Origin of the sequence: Pelagicoccus sp. SDUM812003 (assembly GCF_031127815.1) — a bacterium.
In the GTDB taxonomy this organism is placed as follows: domain Bacteria; phylum Verrucomicrobiota; class Verrucomicrobiia; order Opitutales; family Opitutaceae; genus Pelagicoccus.
In genome coordinates this window covers 422698-438403 of the sequence record NZ_JARXHY010000002.1, presented here as the reverse complement: position 1 = coordinate 438403, position 15706 = coordinate 422698, and the positions used below count along the sequence as shown (strand labels likewise).

Annotated in this window: 8 protein-coding genes and 1 pseudogene; 2 read left to right on the top strand and 7 right to left on the bottom strand. The window is 56.7% G+C overall.

Annotated features, from left to right (window positions below; genetic code table 11):
• Positions 1-535 precede the first annotated feature (535 nt).
• Positions 536-697: pseudogene (locus QEH54_RS22905) on the top strand (type II toxin-antitoxin system RelE/ParE family toxin); the annotation flags it as partial.
• A gap of 67 nt (positions 698-764) precedes the next feature.
• Here QEH54_RS22905 and QEH54_RS04015 read toward each other — a convergent pair.
• The 7 genes from QEH54_RS04015 to QEH54_RS03985 all read right to left on the bottom strand — a co-directional run bounded on the left by QEH54_RS04015 (position 765) and on the right by QEH54_RS03985 (position 13146).
• On the bottom strand, positions 765-2111 hold the full coding sequence (locus QEH54_RS04015; RefSeq protein WP_309017337.1) for a type II TA system antitoxin MqsA family protein: 1347 nt from the start codon (positions 2109-2111) through the stop codon (positions 765-767).
• Positions 2089-2532, bottom strand: a complete 444-nt coding sequence (locus QEH54_RS04010; RefSeq protein ID WP_309017336.1) for a hypothetical protein — start codon at positions 2530-2532, stop codon at positions 2089-2091. Before QEH54_RS04010 ends, QEH54_RS04015 begins: the two co-directional genes overlap by 23 nt.
• Positions 2533-2834: 302 nt before the next feature.
• On the bottom strand, positions 2835-4448 hold the full coding sequence (locus tag QEH54_RS04005) for an alpha-L-fucosidase (protein WP_309017335.1): 1614 nt from the start codon (positions 4446-4448) through the stop codon (positions 2835-2837).
• A 312-nt stretch (positions 4449-4760) separates the two neighbouring features.
• Positions 4761-7055, bottom strand: coding sequence for a polysaccharide deacetylase family protein (locus QEH54_RS04000; protein ID WP_309017334.1), 2295 nt, complete (start codon positions 7053-7055; stop codon positions 4761-4763).
• Between the two features lie 39 nt (positions 7056-7094).
• The gene (locus QEH54_RS03995) at positions 7095-8510 is read right to left on the bottom strand and encodes a family 43 glycosylhydrolase (RefSeq protein WP_309017333.1); all 1416 of its coding nucleotides are present in this window, start codon (positions 8508-8510) and stop codon (positions 7095-7097) included.
• 14 nt (positions 8511-8524) lie between these two features.
• Complete coding sequence (locus QEH54_RS03990) at positions 8525-10984, bottom strand: glycoside hydrolase family 2 TIM barrel-domain containing protein (RefSeq protein ID WP_309017332.1); 2460 nt, start codon at positions 10982-10984, stop codon at positions 8525-8527.
• Between the two features lie 224 nt (positions 10985-11208).
• Positions 11209-13146 (bottom strand): prolyl oligopeptidase family serine peptidase, encoded by a 1938-nt coding sequence (locus QEH54_RS03985; protein ID WP_309017331.1) that lies wholly within the window; start codon positions 13144-13146, stop codon positions 11209-11211.
• A 404-nt stretch (positions 13147-13550) separates the two neighbouring features.
• Between QEH54_RS03985 and QEH54_RS03980 the strand changes: the two genes are divergently transcribed.
• Positions 13551-15629, top strand: a complete 2079-nt coding sequence (locus QEH54_RS03980; RefSeq protein WP_309017330.1) for a TonB-dependent receptor — start codon at positions 13551-13553, stop codon at positions 15627-15629.
• Positions 15630-15706 lie beyond the last annotated feature (77 nt).

Sequence of the window (15706 nt, the reverse complement as noted above, 5' to 3'; positions counted from 1 at the left end):
TCCCGCTCCAGCGGGCCTTGTATTGGTCGGGTGGGGCGAGGTCGTCCTCTGAAGTAGGAACTCCAGCGAGTTGTTTAAGGAGAGGGGGGAATAACATGGGTTGTGTTAAGCTTGGCTGAGGCTTGGAAACAGGTGAAGGGTATTGCTTGTCCCGAAAACTCGCGAGGTCGGCCTCGCTGGCATAATTCGGAGAGCGTCCTCCCGTATTGGACGACGACTTTGTGCTGCGTTCGCGGAGATCGTCAGCGGTTTCGGTGGTTTTTTGAATGGGTCTTATCCCACCTTCAATGAAACACCTAGGTCAATAAGCACAGTCCGACCCCTTTCTTTCGCCTGCTGTTCGCGCGTTTGATATCTTCGGGAGTCTTGAAAATGCCGGCTTTTTCTTAACCGCTAAGGACGCCGAAGACGCCGGGATCAAGGTTGAGCGAACTTTCCTGACTTTGCGTACTTGTTTGGTCACTCCCGTTCCTCACGTCGCTTTGCTCGGAATCGGTTTATGACGAGTTTGGCCTACTGGGAAATTGTAAAGGGACAGGATATATATTCTACTCCCGTGCCTCCGGCCAACCACCTCGAAGGTCTCAGCGGAGACCGCGGAGGACAGCATTCGATACGCGTCAGCCGACAATACTGTATTTGCTTTTCTTGGACAAAAGAAGGTCCAGCTAACGTCGAAGTCGTCGACTACCCCTAAACGACGTCGAGCGAATTTTACTTCCGACGTTTGACCCCACTCTTAAGGCCCTCGATCGAGGGCCAAGCTAAAATTGCGAAGTCCCCATCAAGGCTTTTGCTTCATCATTCGACAAATGCGGGAAAAGCTTCTCCTTCCTTAGATAGGCGAAGGGGAGAATTTCTTTGTTCGCTCTACGATTCAAGATTTCCGCGGCAATTGCTGGGTGTACAGAAAGCCTATCGGCGTATTCCTTAAGGTCCCATACGGTCGGGCTCGGCCTTTTCGCGATCCACTCCAACTCCTTGACTCGCGGTGCGAGTTTTTCGAATGCCCATTCGTCCGCCTGCATTTCCTTGGGGTCGGATGAAGGCTCGTCGTAGTCGGGGAAAACTTGTCCAGGCTCGTCAATATGCATCATCAGATGGGCAATCTCATGAAAGAGGATGATCCAGAACTGAGATAGGGTTCGGTATTTCAATCCATGGATGATCACCGCCTTGTCACGGGTTACCAAGCGAGTGCAGCCGCGGAATGCCGACTCCTTCATGATGGGAATGAAAACGAGCGCTACACCTGCTTTCGCCAGTTCGGACTGAACGTTCCGAACGGCCGTTGGCAGCGGTTGTGTCGTCAGATTGCGTAGTCGCTTTATCGTTTCGCTAAGCTTCTCGCGATCATAGTTTCCCGTTTCCACCCGATCAGCAGCCAATTCGCCTAGCCAAGCCCACAGTCCGCCGCTGATCGGATTGGCCTTCTGCTTCGTGTCCTTAAAGGCGGCCATCGGCTCCATTCGCTCGGCCATTCGTTGGCCAAATTCAAGCAGGTCTCCACACTTTGCCCAGCGGCAAACTTCGGTCCGGCGCTCTTGAGGGCTTCTAGTCGGATTCACGACGCCGAGTTCAGCGAGCTTTGGGAAGTCGACCTGCTGCAGCACCTTTTTCTCCTCGGCGTTTGGCTGTCTCTCAATCGTGGGATAGGGCGTTGCCGGTTCGCCATCGTCAAAGCGCTTCTGCCTCAGTCGCTCGAAGGCAGGTTCGTCCGCAATCAAGAGTCTCAGAAAATTGCTCACCGAATCGGATGGGCGAGAGTGCCCCGATAGCCAGCGGGAAATGTTCTTCTCTCCGAGGCCCGTGATACTTGAGGCTTCGCGTTGTGTCAGGCCGTACTTGGTGAGAAAGGTTTTTACTTCATTGGGCGTGATCGCATTCGTTACCTTGTTGAGCCAAGCGTCGATCTTTTGGTTGCCGTCATCGTCGATCACGGTGTCTCCGCAGCAATTGCAACGGAGCATAGGAACGTTGGGCACCGTCACCTCGGCACCTGAGGGCAGAGATGTTTGGTAATCTTCATAAACTGTGCGGAGCCGCCCTGTTTCGCATTCAAAACAAGCAAGCTCCTCGGAACTGGTTTCATTTTTCTTCTCGGTCTTCATCGTCGGTCGTGTAGGGGTAGATCCTCGGCAAGGTCTGTGCCGTATTGCTCTCGTGTATGGCCACTTTCACTGTCAGTGGCGCACCTCTGGGGGAAAGCGTCACATGAACATCTAGCTTTGGAGAGTCAGCTTCCTCTGGATAGCAGAGAACGCATTGGTAGCGTTGGGCTTGGTTTGGAAACGTCTTTGGTTTTAGAAACAAGCGATCTACAGAGAGACCACTGGCAAGGTCTGCGAAAAAGCCATCTGCTGTGATCCCCCAGAGATCGAGAAATCGTCGAGAAGACGAATTCAAATCAAGAAACCTTCGGCGTGGATCCTTGAGAGCGTCTATTATTTGAAGGCGGATCCCTTCCGAAGCTTTTCGGGGACGTTCGAACATTTCTTTTTTCGCAAGATTTATCAAGGTGCTTTTAAGCACCTAATGCAAGCTTTGAATAAGTTGGGTGCTTATAAGCACTAATTCAGGCGGTTCCTGCTAGTCTCTGATACTGCATGGGTCGAGCCAAAGGATCAAACAGGGTCGATTCAATACCTTTGCGATTTGAGCATGCTATCGTTCCGAAGTTTCTTAGTGGGGAGAGAAAAGGATGTGGGAAATGTGACGGTTTAAAATAGGCGATTGATAAACCGCAGAGGGCGCGGAGATCGCGGAGGAAATTCAGGTTTTGAACTCTGCGTCCTCAGCGTTCTCTGCGGTTAGTCGAGGCAATGGAGCTTCAGCTACCGGATCTTCAGGGCGAGAGCGATCTTGCCGCCGTAGTTGTCGGGCAATGACACGTGCAGGCCGTCGGCGTCGCGGGTGAATTTCAGCTTGCCGCCGCCGACGAGGCGGACGCTGCGGATCTTGCCGGGATACTGCTCCGAGCCGGAGGCGAGCGACTTGACGGTGACTTTGCCGTCTTCGGGAATTTCCAGGACGATGGCGTAGAGCGTCTTGCCGTCCTTGGAGCGGGTGAAGCGGATGTCCTCGGCGGTGAAGGGTTTGTCGGAAACGTCCTTTTGGCCGTCGAAATGACCTTTTTCCGAGAACTGAGTGGAGGGGCCTTCGCCGTAGATCTTCCAGGGACGGGTGGCGTAGATGGCTTCGCCGTTCACCTTGAGCCAAGCGCCGATCTCTTTGACGATTTCGATTTCGAGCTCGTCGGGTTGGCCATCGCCGCGAAGGGGCACGCTGAGCATGAGGATGCCGTTTTTGCTGACGATGTCGGTCAGCATGCGCACGACGGAGGCGGCGGACTTGTAGTCGTTGCGCTCGTAGATGCCCCGGTCGTAGTGCCAGGAGCCGATGCAGGTGTCGGTCTGCCAGGTTTGGGGCAGAATGTCGTGGGCTTTGCCGCGCTCGATGTCGTAGACGAGGGCCGTTCGCTGGTCTTCGGAGAGCTTCTTGCCGTTCATGACGGTCTGTGTGCGGCCATTCTCGTCGAGGCGGGTGTTGTAGAAGTGAGCGGCGAGCTTGAGACCGATTTCGTCGGTGGCTCCGTGGAAGGGAAGCACGGTGTCGTCGAAGTAGATCTGGTCTGGCTGGTAGTCGTCCCAGAGCTGCTTGGTGCGCTTGAAGAATTTCTCCATGTAGGCGGCGTCAGGCACGCTGCTGCCTTGGGATGCGTCCCACTCCCACTGGTAGCTGCCTGGGGTGTGGTCTTGGGCGTAGAGGTCTTGAGGATCGAGGCCTTCCCACCATTTGCCCTTGCCGTCGGCTTTGGTGAGCGTGACGTCGTAGGGGACGCCGGCGTAGGGACCTGACTTGTCGGGAGTTTGGGCAGGCTCGTACCACATCCAGGTATGCGAGGCGTGGACGCTGACGGCGAAGCGCAGGCCGTGTTTTCTGGCGGCCTTCGACCATCCGCCGATAAGGTCTTTCTTCGGGCCGACGGCTACGGAGTTCCACGGCTGGTATTTGGAGTCGTAGAGGTCGAGGTTGTCGTGGTGGTTGGCCAGGGCCATGAAGATCTTGGCCCCGTTGTCCTTGTAGAACTTCACTAGGGCGTCCGGATCGAAGCGCTCCGCCTTCCATTCGTTGATGACGTCCTTGAAGCCGAACACGTAGGGATGGCCGTATTTTTCGACGTGATACTTGTAGTGCCCGCCGTCCTCCTCGTACATGCCGCGCGCGTACCAGTCGCCGTGCTCGGGCTCGCATTGCGGTCCCCAGTGGGCCCAGATGCCGAACTTGGCGTCTTGGTACCACTCGGGGGCGTCCTGGTATTGGGAGAGGGACTCCCAGGTCGGTTCGAAGGGGCCGTCGGCGATTTCAGGTAGGTCTAGCTCTTCGGCCTGAGTGGTGGCGAACGAACAGCAGAGCAGGGTAAGTAGGGTAGCAGTTTTCGTATTCATTATGTTAATATGCTAGTCGTTTTATGAACCGCAGAGAACGCTGAGATCGCGGAGTCTTTTCATGATGATGGGAAATTTGTTTAAACGCGTACCGAGGAACGAAGTGACGACACTTGATGAGCGAAGCGAAGAAACATGGACGCGAGTGTTTTGAGTACTAAGCGGCTCTGATGACCGCTCTTGCAAGCGTCTGATGACGGATCGGAGAGGGTAGTTGGAGTTTTAGTGTTACGTTTCCACTGCTTTTTAGACGAGTCCATTTATACCTAAATCTCTGCGATCTCGGCGTCCTCTGCGGTTAAAATCTTTTGTCTATTCGTCGAGTTGGGGTCCGGCTTTCACGCGGTAGAAGATTTGGGGTAAGTCGGCTTGGACGGTATCTGTCCAGGTGAAGGGCATGATTGGCGATTGGGCGGTGTATACTGGTTCCCAGTCTGTGAGGTTTGTCGAGGTTTCGACCTGATAGTTGGGGCAAGTCCGGCCGTTGACCCGCAGAGTGAGATAGGAATCGTGGACGCTTATGGATTCGACGTTCGGAGTAGCGCCGGGATTGGTCATGCCTCCCCAGGTCGTTCCCATGATGCTGTCGAAAACGGGGATGAAGGCGTCGGCGATTTTGGTCTGACCGACGATGTTTGGATGGTAGTGGGTGCCGAAGTCGGCTGGCGCCTCGAGGTTGTAGCGCACGTCGGCAAAATGTACTTTGCTGTCGCCCGAGGCCTCCACCGCGGCTGCAATGTAGTCGGCGGCGACGGCATCCATGCTGGACAGGTAGGTGCAGATGATGTGGGCGTCGGGGTAGTGGCTGCGTAGGGTTTCGATGAAGTCGCCATATCCGCCTGCATACTGTTCTTGCGAGGGATGGGGCGTGGTGGAAAAATCGTTTATTCCCAGAGCGATGACCACCACGTCTGGCTGCCAAGCGAAACCGTAGTTGTCATTCTCTACAGAACCGCAGGTTCGTGCGTAGACGGAGGGCAGCGGATCGGGGGAGGTTTGATTCGTATCGCCATAGTTTCGCGCCATGCCCTTGCCGGACCAGGAGGTGAACATGCTGTCCGCTTGGTAGTGGGTGGCCAATTGAGCCGCGTATGTGAGGCCCGCGTTTTCGGTGGCGTAGTCGAAGTCCGAGTCGAAGGCGGCTTCGACGCCGTAGCCGCAGGTGTATGAATCCCCAATGAACGCGATCTTGCGGCTGGGGGCGGGATCCGGCTCGACCATGGTCTTGTTTTCGTCGAGGACGAAGCCGTGAAAGACGTTTTTTCCCGCGTTCGCTTCTGCCCTGCGGCGTATGACGATGGTGTGATCGGCGTCGCTCAAGTTCTTGGCCAATACGAAGGTCTCGAGCCCGCCGGAAGCGCTGAGGATGGGATCAACTTTCGAACTATCGATGAAGACGTCGAAATACTTATTCGGGCCGTCCAGCTTGACGGCGCAGTAGGCGCCCTCGAACTTCGCCCGAATCGTGCTATACGACCAGTCGAACCCCGGCGCGGCGGGATCGGTTTTGTCGAAGCGGCCGACGTATTCGATCTTTGGATCATCGGCGTCGATGTGGGTGAGTTTGGCAGGATCTCTTTCTTTGGTGATGAGGATGTCGCCGCCGTTGGGCACGACGTCGAACATGAGTTTGCCGTCGACGATTTCGCTGGGTACCTCGGAGCCGTTTTGCGTAACCGAGGCGTCGGCCCACCCGCTCGGCAACGGGCGACGCAGGGAAAGGGGATAGTTGAAGACTTCGTTGTCCAGCTCATGAGTCAGCTGCAGCGTGATGCTGTTCGCTTCCTCCGAGACGACTGATAGCGTAGATGTATCCCTTTCTTGGATATAGCGGGAAACATTGCCGAAGGTTTCGACCCACCATTTGCTGGGATCGGCTGTCACGTGGTCCAAGCTTGCTTCCAGCTCCTGGGAGCTGATGGGGCAGCAGGCGGGATCGTCGTCGATGCCATGGAGCAGCCAGACCAGCCAGCTGCCGGAATCGGCCGCATTGTCGGCCCCGGAAATCATGCCGTCGTCGGGACCTAGGGCCCCGATTCGCATGAAATTCGAGGGAGAGCTAGGGACGAGTGAGCCGTTGCAGCTGCGGGCGAATTGATAGTATTTCGAGGTGATCGATTCATTGGGGACTGCACAGTAGGGATAGGCGTGGCTGACGCATTTTTGTCCCGTGTGCTGCTCGATGAGGGCCTTCGCATCTCCCAGTTCGAAATCCACCGTTTCTTCGTCAAGATCCGCAAGGTTGGGATGGGTCATGGAGTGGCTGGCGATCTCGTGTCCGCTCTCCGAGGCGTTTTCGATCACTGACCATTGGGAATCGGAGAGATTGCCCACGATGCAGAAGAAGGTCGCCGAAAGGCCTCGCTCGTCGAACATGGGCTGGGCCACCGAGAACTGCTTCGGGGAATTGTCGTCGAAGGTGTAGGAAACGGCGCTGTCGCGAAACCCGCGCCAGGTACCGATCTCGTAGGGAGCGGGAGGCGTGGTGGCGGCTGATACAGAGCTGGTAAAACACCCGACGCCTATAAGGAGCGTCGCGATGGATGATCGTAGCGAGCGACTCCGACGCATCTTCCTTCCGAATTTGTTTGATTGGGGGTTGATCATGGCTATTGCGGTGACTCGAGGAGAGGGCGAGCTCGACGATTATCGCGTATCGCGTGTGAAAATGAAAGAACGCAGATCCGCGACCGATTTGCCCTGTGTATCGGAGGCGAATTTCAGATAAATGGCATGGCGTCCTGAAATGTTGGGTACGGGGATGGTTGTTTCCCGCCAGAGGCTTTCTTCGAGTTGTCGGGCATCGACGGATACGGAAGCGATTTTCTCGCCATCGGCAGCTGGGTCGCCGATCCAGAGTTCGATGCTTCCGGGAGCTGAGCCGTCGCGATACTGGATGGTGAAAGTGGTCTGCTGGCTGGGCAGCGGCGTGCCGAAGTCGAAGTACTTGTAGCCGACGACGCAGCCGTTTTTGTTACCGAGGATGGGGCGGGTGGCTTTGTCCCATTCGGTGACGTAGCTGCCGCCTCGGAAGACGCAGGCGATGTCGGCTTGGGTGCGCTTATAAGGATCGAGGCTTTCTTCGAAACCGAGTGAGGTTTGCTCGACCAGCTTGATGGATCCGTCTGCTTCGATGGATACGCGTTCCGTACAGGCGCGGCGGGAGTAGACCGTGTTGTTGGTCATGCGGTGGTAGAAGATGTGCCACTGGCCGTTTAGCTTGGCGAGGCCGCCGTGGATGTTGCCACCGTGGGCATCGACGCGCTGGCTAACGATGACGCCGCGATAGGCGAACGGACCGGTTGGAGTATCACTGGTGGCGTAGGCGAGGTCGCCTCCTCTCGCGTAGACCAGGTAGTAAGTCCCGTTGATCTTTCGGGGGGAAGGCCCTTCCTGGTAATCGTAGGGCGACCCTTCGGGGATCACGAACTCCTGGTAGGTTCCCGGGAGGACCTCCGTCATGTTGTCCGGGTTGAGCTGCACCATGCAGGACTTGCCGTAGCCGAAGTAGAGATAGACCTTGCCATCGTCATCGATCAGGACGCCCGGATCGAAGTATTGGGACCAGCCGCCGAAATCGTTGGGCGAGCCGGGAGGCGCCTTGATTTGGGAAATAACCTCGAAGGGTCCCGCTGGCGAATCGCTCACCGCTACCGAACAAGGAGAGCCGACGATTTGGGCGAAGAGGTAGTACTTGCCGTCCTTTTCGACGAGGTCGGGGGCGTAGAATTCATTATCTGAATACGGGATGTCATCCTTGTGCCCGTCGACATCGCGAGTGCTGAGGGCGATGCCGTGGTCGGTCCATTCGTTGAGGTTGTCGAGCGGCGCAGACCAGACCTTGAGGATGGTGTCGCAAAAGCGCTCGGAGCCCGCCTTGTCGTGCGAGCCGTAGAGGTAGAGACGGTCGCCGAAGACGCGCGGTTCGCCGTCGGGAATATACTCATAGCCCGGGAGAAAAGGGTTCGCAGCGTGGCTAGCCAAGGGAGCGGCGGCTAGGCCAAGCGCGAGTGTGAGCGCTTTGAAAATACGATTCGATTTAGTTTGGGAATATCTATCCATGATGAAGATCGGTGTCATTGGGTTTCAATGACAGTAGTGGCGGTCTCTAGACCGTCGGCTGAGGCAGAGAGGGTGATTTGTCCGAGGGCGCCCTGCGGACGGAGGATGACGAGACAGCGGCCTTGGTAGGTTTTGCGGACGGGAATGTGGAAGCTGGTGGCGTCGTCGGGCGCGGCGCTGCCGGTGGCGGCGAGCTCGCCGGCGCCGGTGACGGTGAAGTGTACCGGCAGAAACGCGTCGGGGACGCGATTGCCGTTGGCGTCGACGATCTCGACGGTGACGTAGGAGAGGTCGTTGCGATCGGCGCGGATGGCCGCGCGGTCGGGCACGAGGCGGATGGCGGCGGGAGCGCCGGTGGTGCGAAGGACGGTGTCGGCGACAGGCTTGCCCTCGATGAGGCCGATGGCGCGCAGCTCGCCGGGTTGGTAGGGGACTTCGAAGTGGACGGTGAGTTTCGTTTCGCCGGAGACCGGTTTTTCATCGATCAGCTTGCCGTTGAGCTCGAGGCGTACGTGCTCGCAGCGTGAATACACGGTCACGTCCATCGGTTTGCCCTCCTGCCCTGACCAATTCCAGCTGCGGGATTCGTTGGGCCAGCCCCAGCCGCTGACCTGTTCGCCGACGCCTTCTTCGAGTGGCGCATGCACGGCCATCTCGATCTGGCTTCGGCCCCAGACGACGTCGCGGTAGTAGGACTGGGGTTTCTTGAAACCACAAACGTCGAGGTCGCCGCACCAAGCGTTGTACCAAGGCCACGGCTGGAGGAATTCCCAGGGTTCACCTTCCGGCCAGGTGTGGCCGATGCCGGATTCGCCAAAGTAGTCCATGGCGGTCCAGACGAAGTCGCCGATGACATAAGGATGCTTTTCCACGAGAGACCAATAGTCGTAGAGGAATCTTGGATACGACTCGGTGCCCAGGATGACTCGATCCGGATGGCGGGCGTGGTCGGACTCGTATTTTTCGGGAAGGTAGTTGTATCCGCCGATATCGAGGTGCTTGAAGGCGACGTCGGAGAGCGTGTCCCAGTTTTTGATGACCTCGCCCCAATCGGAGCATACCGCAAGGGTGATGGGGCGGGTGCTGTCGTGGGAGAGGGTGGCTTCGCGCAGCATCTGGGCGGTTGCCTCGTCACGGAACTGCTCGGGGATCTCGTTGCCAATGGACCAGATGACGACGGACGGGTGATTGCGGTCGCGGCGGACCATGGAGGCGATGTCGCGCTGGGCCCAGCCCTTGAAGGAGAGATGATAGTCCTGGTCCTTCTTGCCGACGTTCCAGCAGTCGAAGGCCTCATCGATAACGAGCATGCCGAGTCGGTCGCAGGCGTCGAGGAAGGCGGGGGAAGGCGGGTTGTGGCTGCAGCGGATGGCGTTGAAGCCGTTGGCCTTGAGGAGTTCGACGCGACGTTCTTCCGCTCGGTCGATGGCGGCGGCGCCCAGCGGACCGTTGTCGTGGTGAACGTTGCAGCCCTTGAGCAGGATGGGCTGACCGTTGAGGCGGAAGCCGTTCTCCGCATCCACCTCGATGGAGCGGATGCCGAAGGTGGACGTGGTTTGGTCGAGGAGGCTGCCGTCGGTGGCGGCGATCTCGATCTCGGCAGTGTAGAGCGTGGGTGATTCGGGGGTCCAGAGCTTGGGCGTGTGGAGGGAAAGCGTCTGCTCGACAGACGTGAATTCCTTGGCGGGAAGTTTTAGGCGGCGGGAGGTTGTTTTGACGACTTTGCCTTGGGCGTCGTGGATGCGGGCGCGGACTTGGATGGAGGCGGCCGCGTCGGTGTCGTTGCGTACTTCGGTCGCGATGTTGACCGTGGCCTGCTTTGTCGAAACTTCGGGCGTCGTCACAAACGCGCCCCAGGTGGGGACGTGTATTGGATTTCTGACGACAAGCCAGCAATGACGATAGATACCAGAGCCGGAGTACCAGCGGCTGTTTTCGCCTTCGTTGCGAACGCGCACGGCGATGACGTTTTGCTGGCCTGCGGGCTTGAGGTGGGGCGTCAGATCGAACTCGAAGCTAGTGTAGCCGTACGGGTGGCTGCCGAGGTGGTATCCGTTTATCCAGACATCGGCGTTCATGTAGACCCCGTCGAAGCGGATGGAGACAAGCTTCCCGCTGTCTGCTTCGTTGAGGACGAAGCCCTTGCGGTACCAGCCGATGCCGCCGAGGACGTGGCCAGTGTAGGCGCCGCCTTCGCTGAGGCTTGGGTCGAAGGGACCGACGGTTGATTCGCTCAGCTGAGGGAGGTCCTCGATGCTCCAGTCGTGGGGGACGTCGATGGTTCGCCAGGCGGAGTCGTCGAAGTCCGGCGCTTCAGCGCCGAGCGCGTCGCTGCGCAGGAATTGCCAGTCTGCATCGAAGGAACGTTCGCGTTGCGAAGCAGCTTGGGAAACGCTAGCTGAGGCCAAGGCTGATAAAGCGAGCAGACCGAAGGCAAGTCGAGGGGGAAGGGGGCTAAAAGAAAGAATCCTCATTTGGGATGGTTGTAGGGGAGATCTGGAGTGAATGACTGGGGTTGTGATGTGGCCACGCCGAAGCGGCACGCAGCGGTTGGCTGCGGCCGGTACAGTAGCCGAAAGTCAGCATGAGGCCTATCGCGAAAAATAGCTACAGGGGTCAATCCCGTCTGCGCGGAGTCTAGGCTTCCCCTCTTTTGATATCAGGGTGCTCCTTACTCATGTTGGAGGGGGGATTGGGGTCACTTGACTGCTTGGCGGAGGGCGATCGCGCCTCGCGAAAATGCTTCGATGCGTTTGTGGCCGGAGGCGAAGGCGCCCCACCAGTCGTCTGAATGAAGCTTCACGGTGGCGCCGGCTTTTTTGGCCGCCTTTTGGAAATCGGTCGCCTGGCTTTTGTGGGCGCTGTCGCTGTATTTTCCGTAGCCGAGAAAGATCGTGAGGTCGTAGTCCGAAGCGCTGAGGGTGGGCGAGAACACGGCGAGCTCGGAATCGGAGAGGGGGCTGCCCTCGTTTGCGAAGCCGAGGTTCACGCCGCCGCGGGATGCTTCGTTTTTTCTGTATTCCTTGAGATCGTAGACGCCTCCAAGGCAGATGGCGGCTTTGTAGAAGCCGGGAGTAGCGATGGGGGCGTAGGCTGCGGCCCAGGCTCCGGGACCTTCGCCGCCGATGCAGACTTTTTTAGGATCGACGAGGCCGGTGTCGATGAGCGCTTGCGCGGAGTCTTCGATGTCTTCGAAGAGCTTGGCGACGCCTGCCCTGGTATTGGTATCGACCTTTAGCGGGCCGAGCATTCCCTCGCTGCCGCTGTAGTTGATTCTTAATACAACGAAGCCCTCGGAGGCAAAGTAGTTCGCTTCAGGGTTCCATTCCGCCCGATCCAAGTCGGACCAGATTCCCGAGCGAAGCCAAATCAGGAGCGGCTTTTTGTCGGAGGTCTTTGCGGAGGGAACGGTGAGGATGGCGGAGAGTTTGTTGCCGTCTCGGTTGGGGATCTCCACAAGCCGGGTCGGACCTAGGTCTTCGGGCTTTACGCGTCCTCCGTTGACGAAGGCGAGGTCGATTTTGTCCGCTTTCAAATCAGCGTAGAGGACTTGCGTCGGGAGGCTTGGTATGTAGCGGAAAACGAGAAACTTCTCTCTCTTCGCATCCCATGATTGGATGCGATTCACGGAGCCGGGAAGCTTTTCGTCCAGTGTTGCCTGGACCTTCGCTATTTCGTTGTCGGTCCAAAAGGAAACGCGAGCGACGGTGTCGAGGAAAAGTCCGACGACCTTGCCGGTGTAGGGATCGAAGCGCGTCTCGCCGTAGCGATCGATCGAGTATTGGTCTTGGTCGGCGAGGACTTGGAGGGTTTTGTCCTGTTCGAGGTCGTAGACGTAGATGGAAGGGAACTTTGTATTGATAATTCCGGATACGATGGCTTTGCCCGTAGTTCCTTCGATGCCGAGCACTTTGATCCAGTGGTAGAGGTTTTTGAGTTTGGTTTCCTTGCCGGTCTCGGGATTGATGCTGTAGTAGGCGAGGTACCCGCCATCCGGGTCGTCTTTCTTGACGAGGCGAATCGCGCCATTGGCATCGGTGAAGCATTCGAAGTACTTAGCCTCCGCCTGGTAGATCGTCTTGGGCGCGTCCTCCGTGGCCGCGTCGTATTCCAGGACGGTCCACTTGTTTTCATTTTCGTCGTATGGGTTTTCCAATACAAGGAATCGCGTGGTTCCGGCAATGGTGGAAAGAATATTCCGCCTACCGTTCTTGGCGCGTCGGGTGGGGGACTTGTCGCCGAGCTTGAAGGTGTGGAGACGATTGATGCCATTGTCTGCCTCCGCGACTATGGCGAGGCGGTCATGGGAGATCCACTTGAGATCGAGAATGTTCGCGTCTCCACTTTTCCCATTGCTGACAGGGAAGATGTCGGTCGCGTGTGTCTCGTTGTTGAGGATGATGATTTTCTGTCCGCCACCGTTGCTCGTCTCTCCCGCTGAGGAACCAACGATGGATTGGAATTGTTTGCCACCGAGGGTCTTCTCGACCGCCGCGATGTGGAGACCGTCGGGAGATAAACTGATATGGGAGAACGACGGTTCGAGGAGCAGGCTTCTATTGTCTGCGTAAGCACAAGCGGCGAATGCGATTAGGAGCAGACTGATCGCCGCTCGAATATGGGTAAAAGAATGCATGTTGAAAAGGGGGTGAGCGAGGCGGTGTGGGAGACGTGGAAGTTTGGGGTGCCGAAACGTCCCGCAGGGGAGTAGGGGACGTGATGCACTACGTAGAGTACCTGAATGTGAGCTTGGCTGCCTATCGCGAGAATTCGCGACCGCTTTTGCGAGGGCGTGGTTCTAGAGCCGATCTAGGAAAATTAAGGCTACCTTGGTTGCCTATGGTGGTGGGGCGCATATCCTCTCTGATAGCTGGCGGACGCGATGAGTTCTCTAGATGCAATTGAAATCAACAGCTGTGAACCCGAGGCGAGGATGCATTGCTTGATAGGTTAGCTTAACCCAATGAAAGACAAATAAAGGCGAGGGGTAATCGAATGAATGGTACTTGTTTCCTACGTTCAATCATCAGGTTCGTCGTAGTGGCGAGCCTTCCGCTTGAGGGAAGCGCTGAAGAGGTGGATCCATACGAACTCTCGTTGGCTCAGCTGGGGCAACTCAAGGTGTACACCGCCAGCCGCGACTTTACGTCGCTCGAGGAGGCTCCGGCCGTTATGAGTGTAATAACGGCTGCTAGTATCAAAGCTCAGGGGCTGAAAACTTTGCGCGATGTGCTGGATCGCGTCCCAGGCTTCTTTAACCAATGGGACCGGAACTTTTCCCTGATAGCAATTCGAGGCTACACTCAAGACCCGGTTAACAATGTTCTGCTGCTCGTCGATGGGCACAATATCAATAGCCAGGCGGGTGAGGGGATCGGCAATACGCATCTGTTGCCGCTTCTCTACCAAGTGAAGCAAATCGAAATCATCCGAGCGCCGGGATCGACCTTGTGGGGTGGGGATGCCGCTTCGGGGATTATTAATATCATCACCTATGATGGCGCTGAATTGGCGGAGAAAGGGGAGCAGATCGTAAGGATTAATCTGGACTATGAGTTCGATATGAAACGGCGCGTTACGAATCTTCTCTACGGCACTCAGTTTGACGAGGGCGACTTGATGATCTCCGCCACCTACACTGAATCGGACGGGAACAGTCTGCCGGTCTACAACGTCTACACCGACGATCAGGTGGTCGTTCAGGAGCGCTACAGGGTACGGCACGATCAGCATCGACCGACGTATGAAGTGCAAGCGAAGGGGCATTGGCGCGACTTTTCGCTGAACGCCCGGCTGTTCGAGCACAAGGGGTACTATCGCAATGTAGGGCCGACGATTGAAAACGAGTATCGAGATTATGGATTCGACTTTATCGAGCTGGGTTATTCACCGGAGCTTGCCGTGGACCTGACTTGGGAGACGACGATTCATATCAACGAGATCGACGAAGCGTTTTGGCGTAGGCAGACTGATGGGTCGATCAGTATTGCGTGGACGCAGATTTACGACGAGTTGGGGCTGAGCTCTATTTTGACGTATCATCCGGAAGATTACGTTTTGAAAGCGGGGCTTCAATTGACGGACCGCGATTTCGATGGGCGGCAGCTTACGGCGGGTTCCAGCGGGTTGATTGTTCCCGCATCGATCAGTGGTGATGAGCGGAACTATGGCGTGTTTGGCGATTTCACGTATCGAGGAATTGACGATTGGAGGTTCATCGTGGGTGGGCGTTTTCAGCACGATGACTTGCGCCAGAAAGGTGACTATTTTCTGGGCCGAGCCGCTGTTATTCATAAGGCATCGAAGCAGTGGTCGATCAAGTACGCGTACAATACGGGGATCGTGGGGACTACCCTAAATCGGAGCCAAAGCGCTCGGGATAATTACATTGTCCAAGATTCTGGGATCATTGTGCTCGGTCCGGAAGAACCGCAGCTGACCCAGTCGCATGATCTGCAGTTTTCCTACACCGAAGACACGGTGCAGGCGAACCTCGGGTTCTTCTATCAAAGATTGGATAATTATATATCGATCGGTCCTTTGTATAATACGGGACAGCTTTTGGACGGACATGAATTGTGGACGCGGGAGGACAACTTTGGCGAATTGCACAGCAAAGGGATTGAGTTCGATTGGACTTGGGAGTTTGCAGAACGATGGAGCTTGTATGGAAACTACAGCTACGCCTTGAGCAAGTTCGATAGTCTTACTGGGGTGACAGGGCAAGGGAGGGCCTACCATATCGTGGAGGACGGCAACAGCATCGCGATACCAGATCGACGTTTGACGGGCGTGCCACTGCATATGTGGAATGTGGGTCTCGAATTTTTTCCGGTAGAGTACTGCGCGATCAATTTGCACTATCGCGGCTGGGATGACGCATGGGCTGTGCAGGTACCCAACAGCACGGGAGGCGTTCCGGTTTTCGGGCGTTATGGAGCAGAGCACTTTGTCGATGCGGCAATCACTTTTCGTGAAGCGTTTGGCAAGGATCTTGAGTTGCAGCTCTACGCGAGAAACCTATTGAATAACAGCCCTGTTGTTCCGATGACGGCCCATTATGGATCGACGCTGGCCAACGGGGCGGAATATGGAGTCGGATTCAAATATGAGTTTTAGGATGAGGATTCGTTGTGGCTCTTTTCTTCGTAGTTCGTCTTGGGGGCGCTTCCCGTCGCGCAGCAATGCAATATGCG

Coding starts and splice junctions, on each gene's coding strand:
- QEH54_RS04015 (WP_309017337.1), bottom strand. CDS start 2,111: ATGAAGACCGAGAAGAAAAATGAAACCAGTTCCGAGGAGCTTGCTTGT.
- QEH54_RS04005 (WP_309017335.1), bottom strand. CDS start 4,448: ATGAATACGAAAACTGCTACCCTACTTACCCTGCTCTGCTGTTCGTTC.
- QEH54_RS04000 (WP_309017334.1), bottom strand. CDS start 7,055: ATGATCAACCCCCAATCAAACAAATTCGGAAGGAAGATGCGTCGGAGT.
- QEH54_RS03995 (WP_309017333.1), bottom strand. CDS start 8,510: ATGGATAGATATTCCCAAACTAAATCGAATCGTATTTTCAAAGCGCTC.
- QEH54_RS03990 (WP_309017332.1), bottom strand. CDS start 10,984: ATGAGGATTCTTTCTTTTAGCCCCCTTCCCCCTCGACTTGCCTTCGGT.
- QEH54_RS03985 (WP_309017331.1), bottom strand. CDS start 13,146: ATGCATTCTTTTACCCATATTCGAGCGGCGATCAGTCTGCTCCTAATC.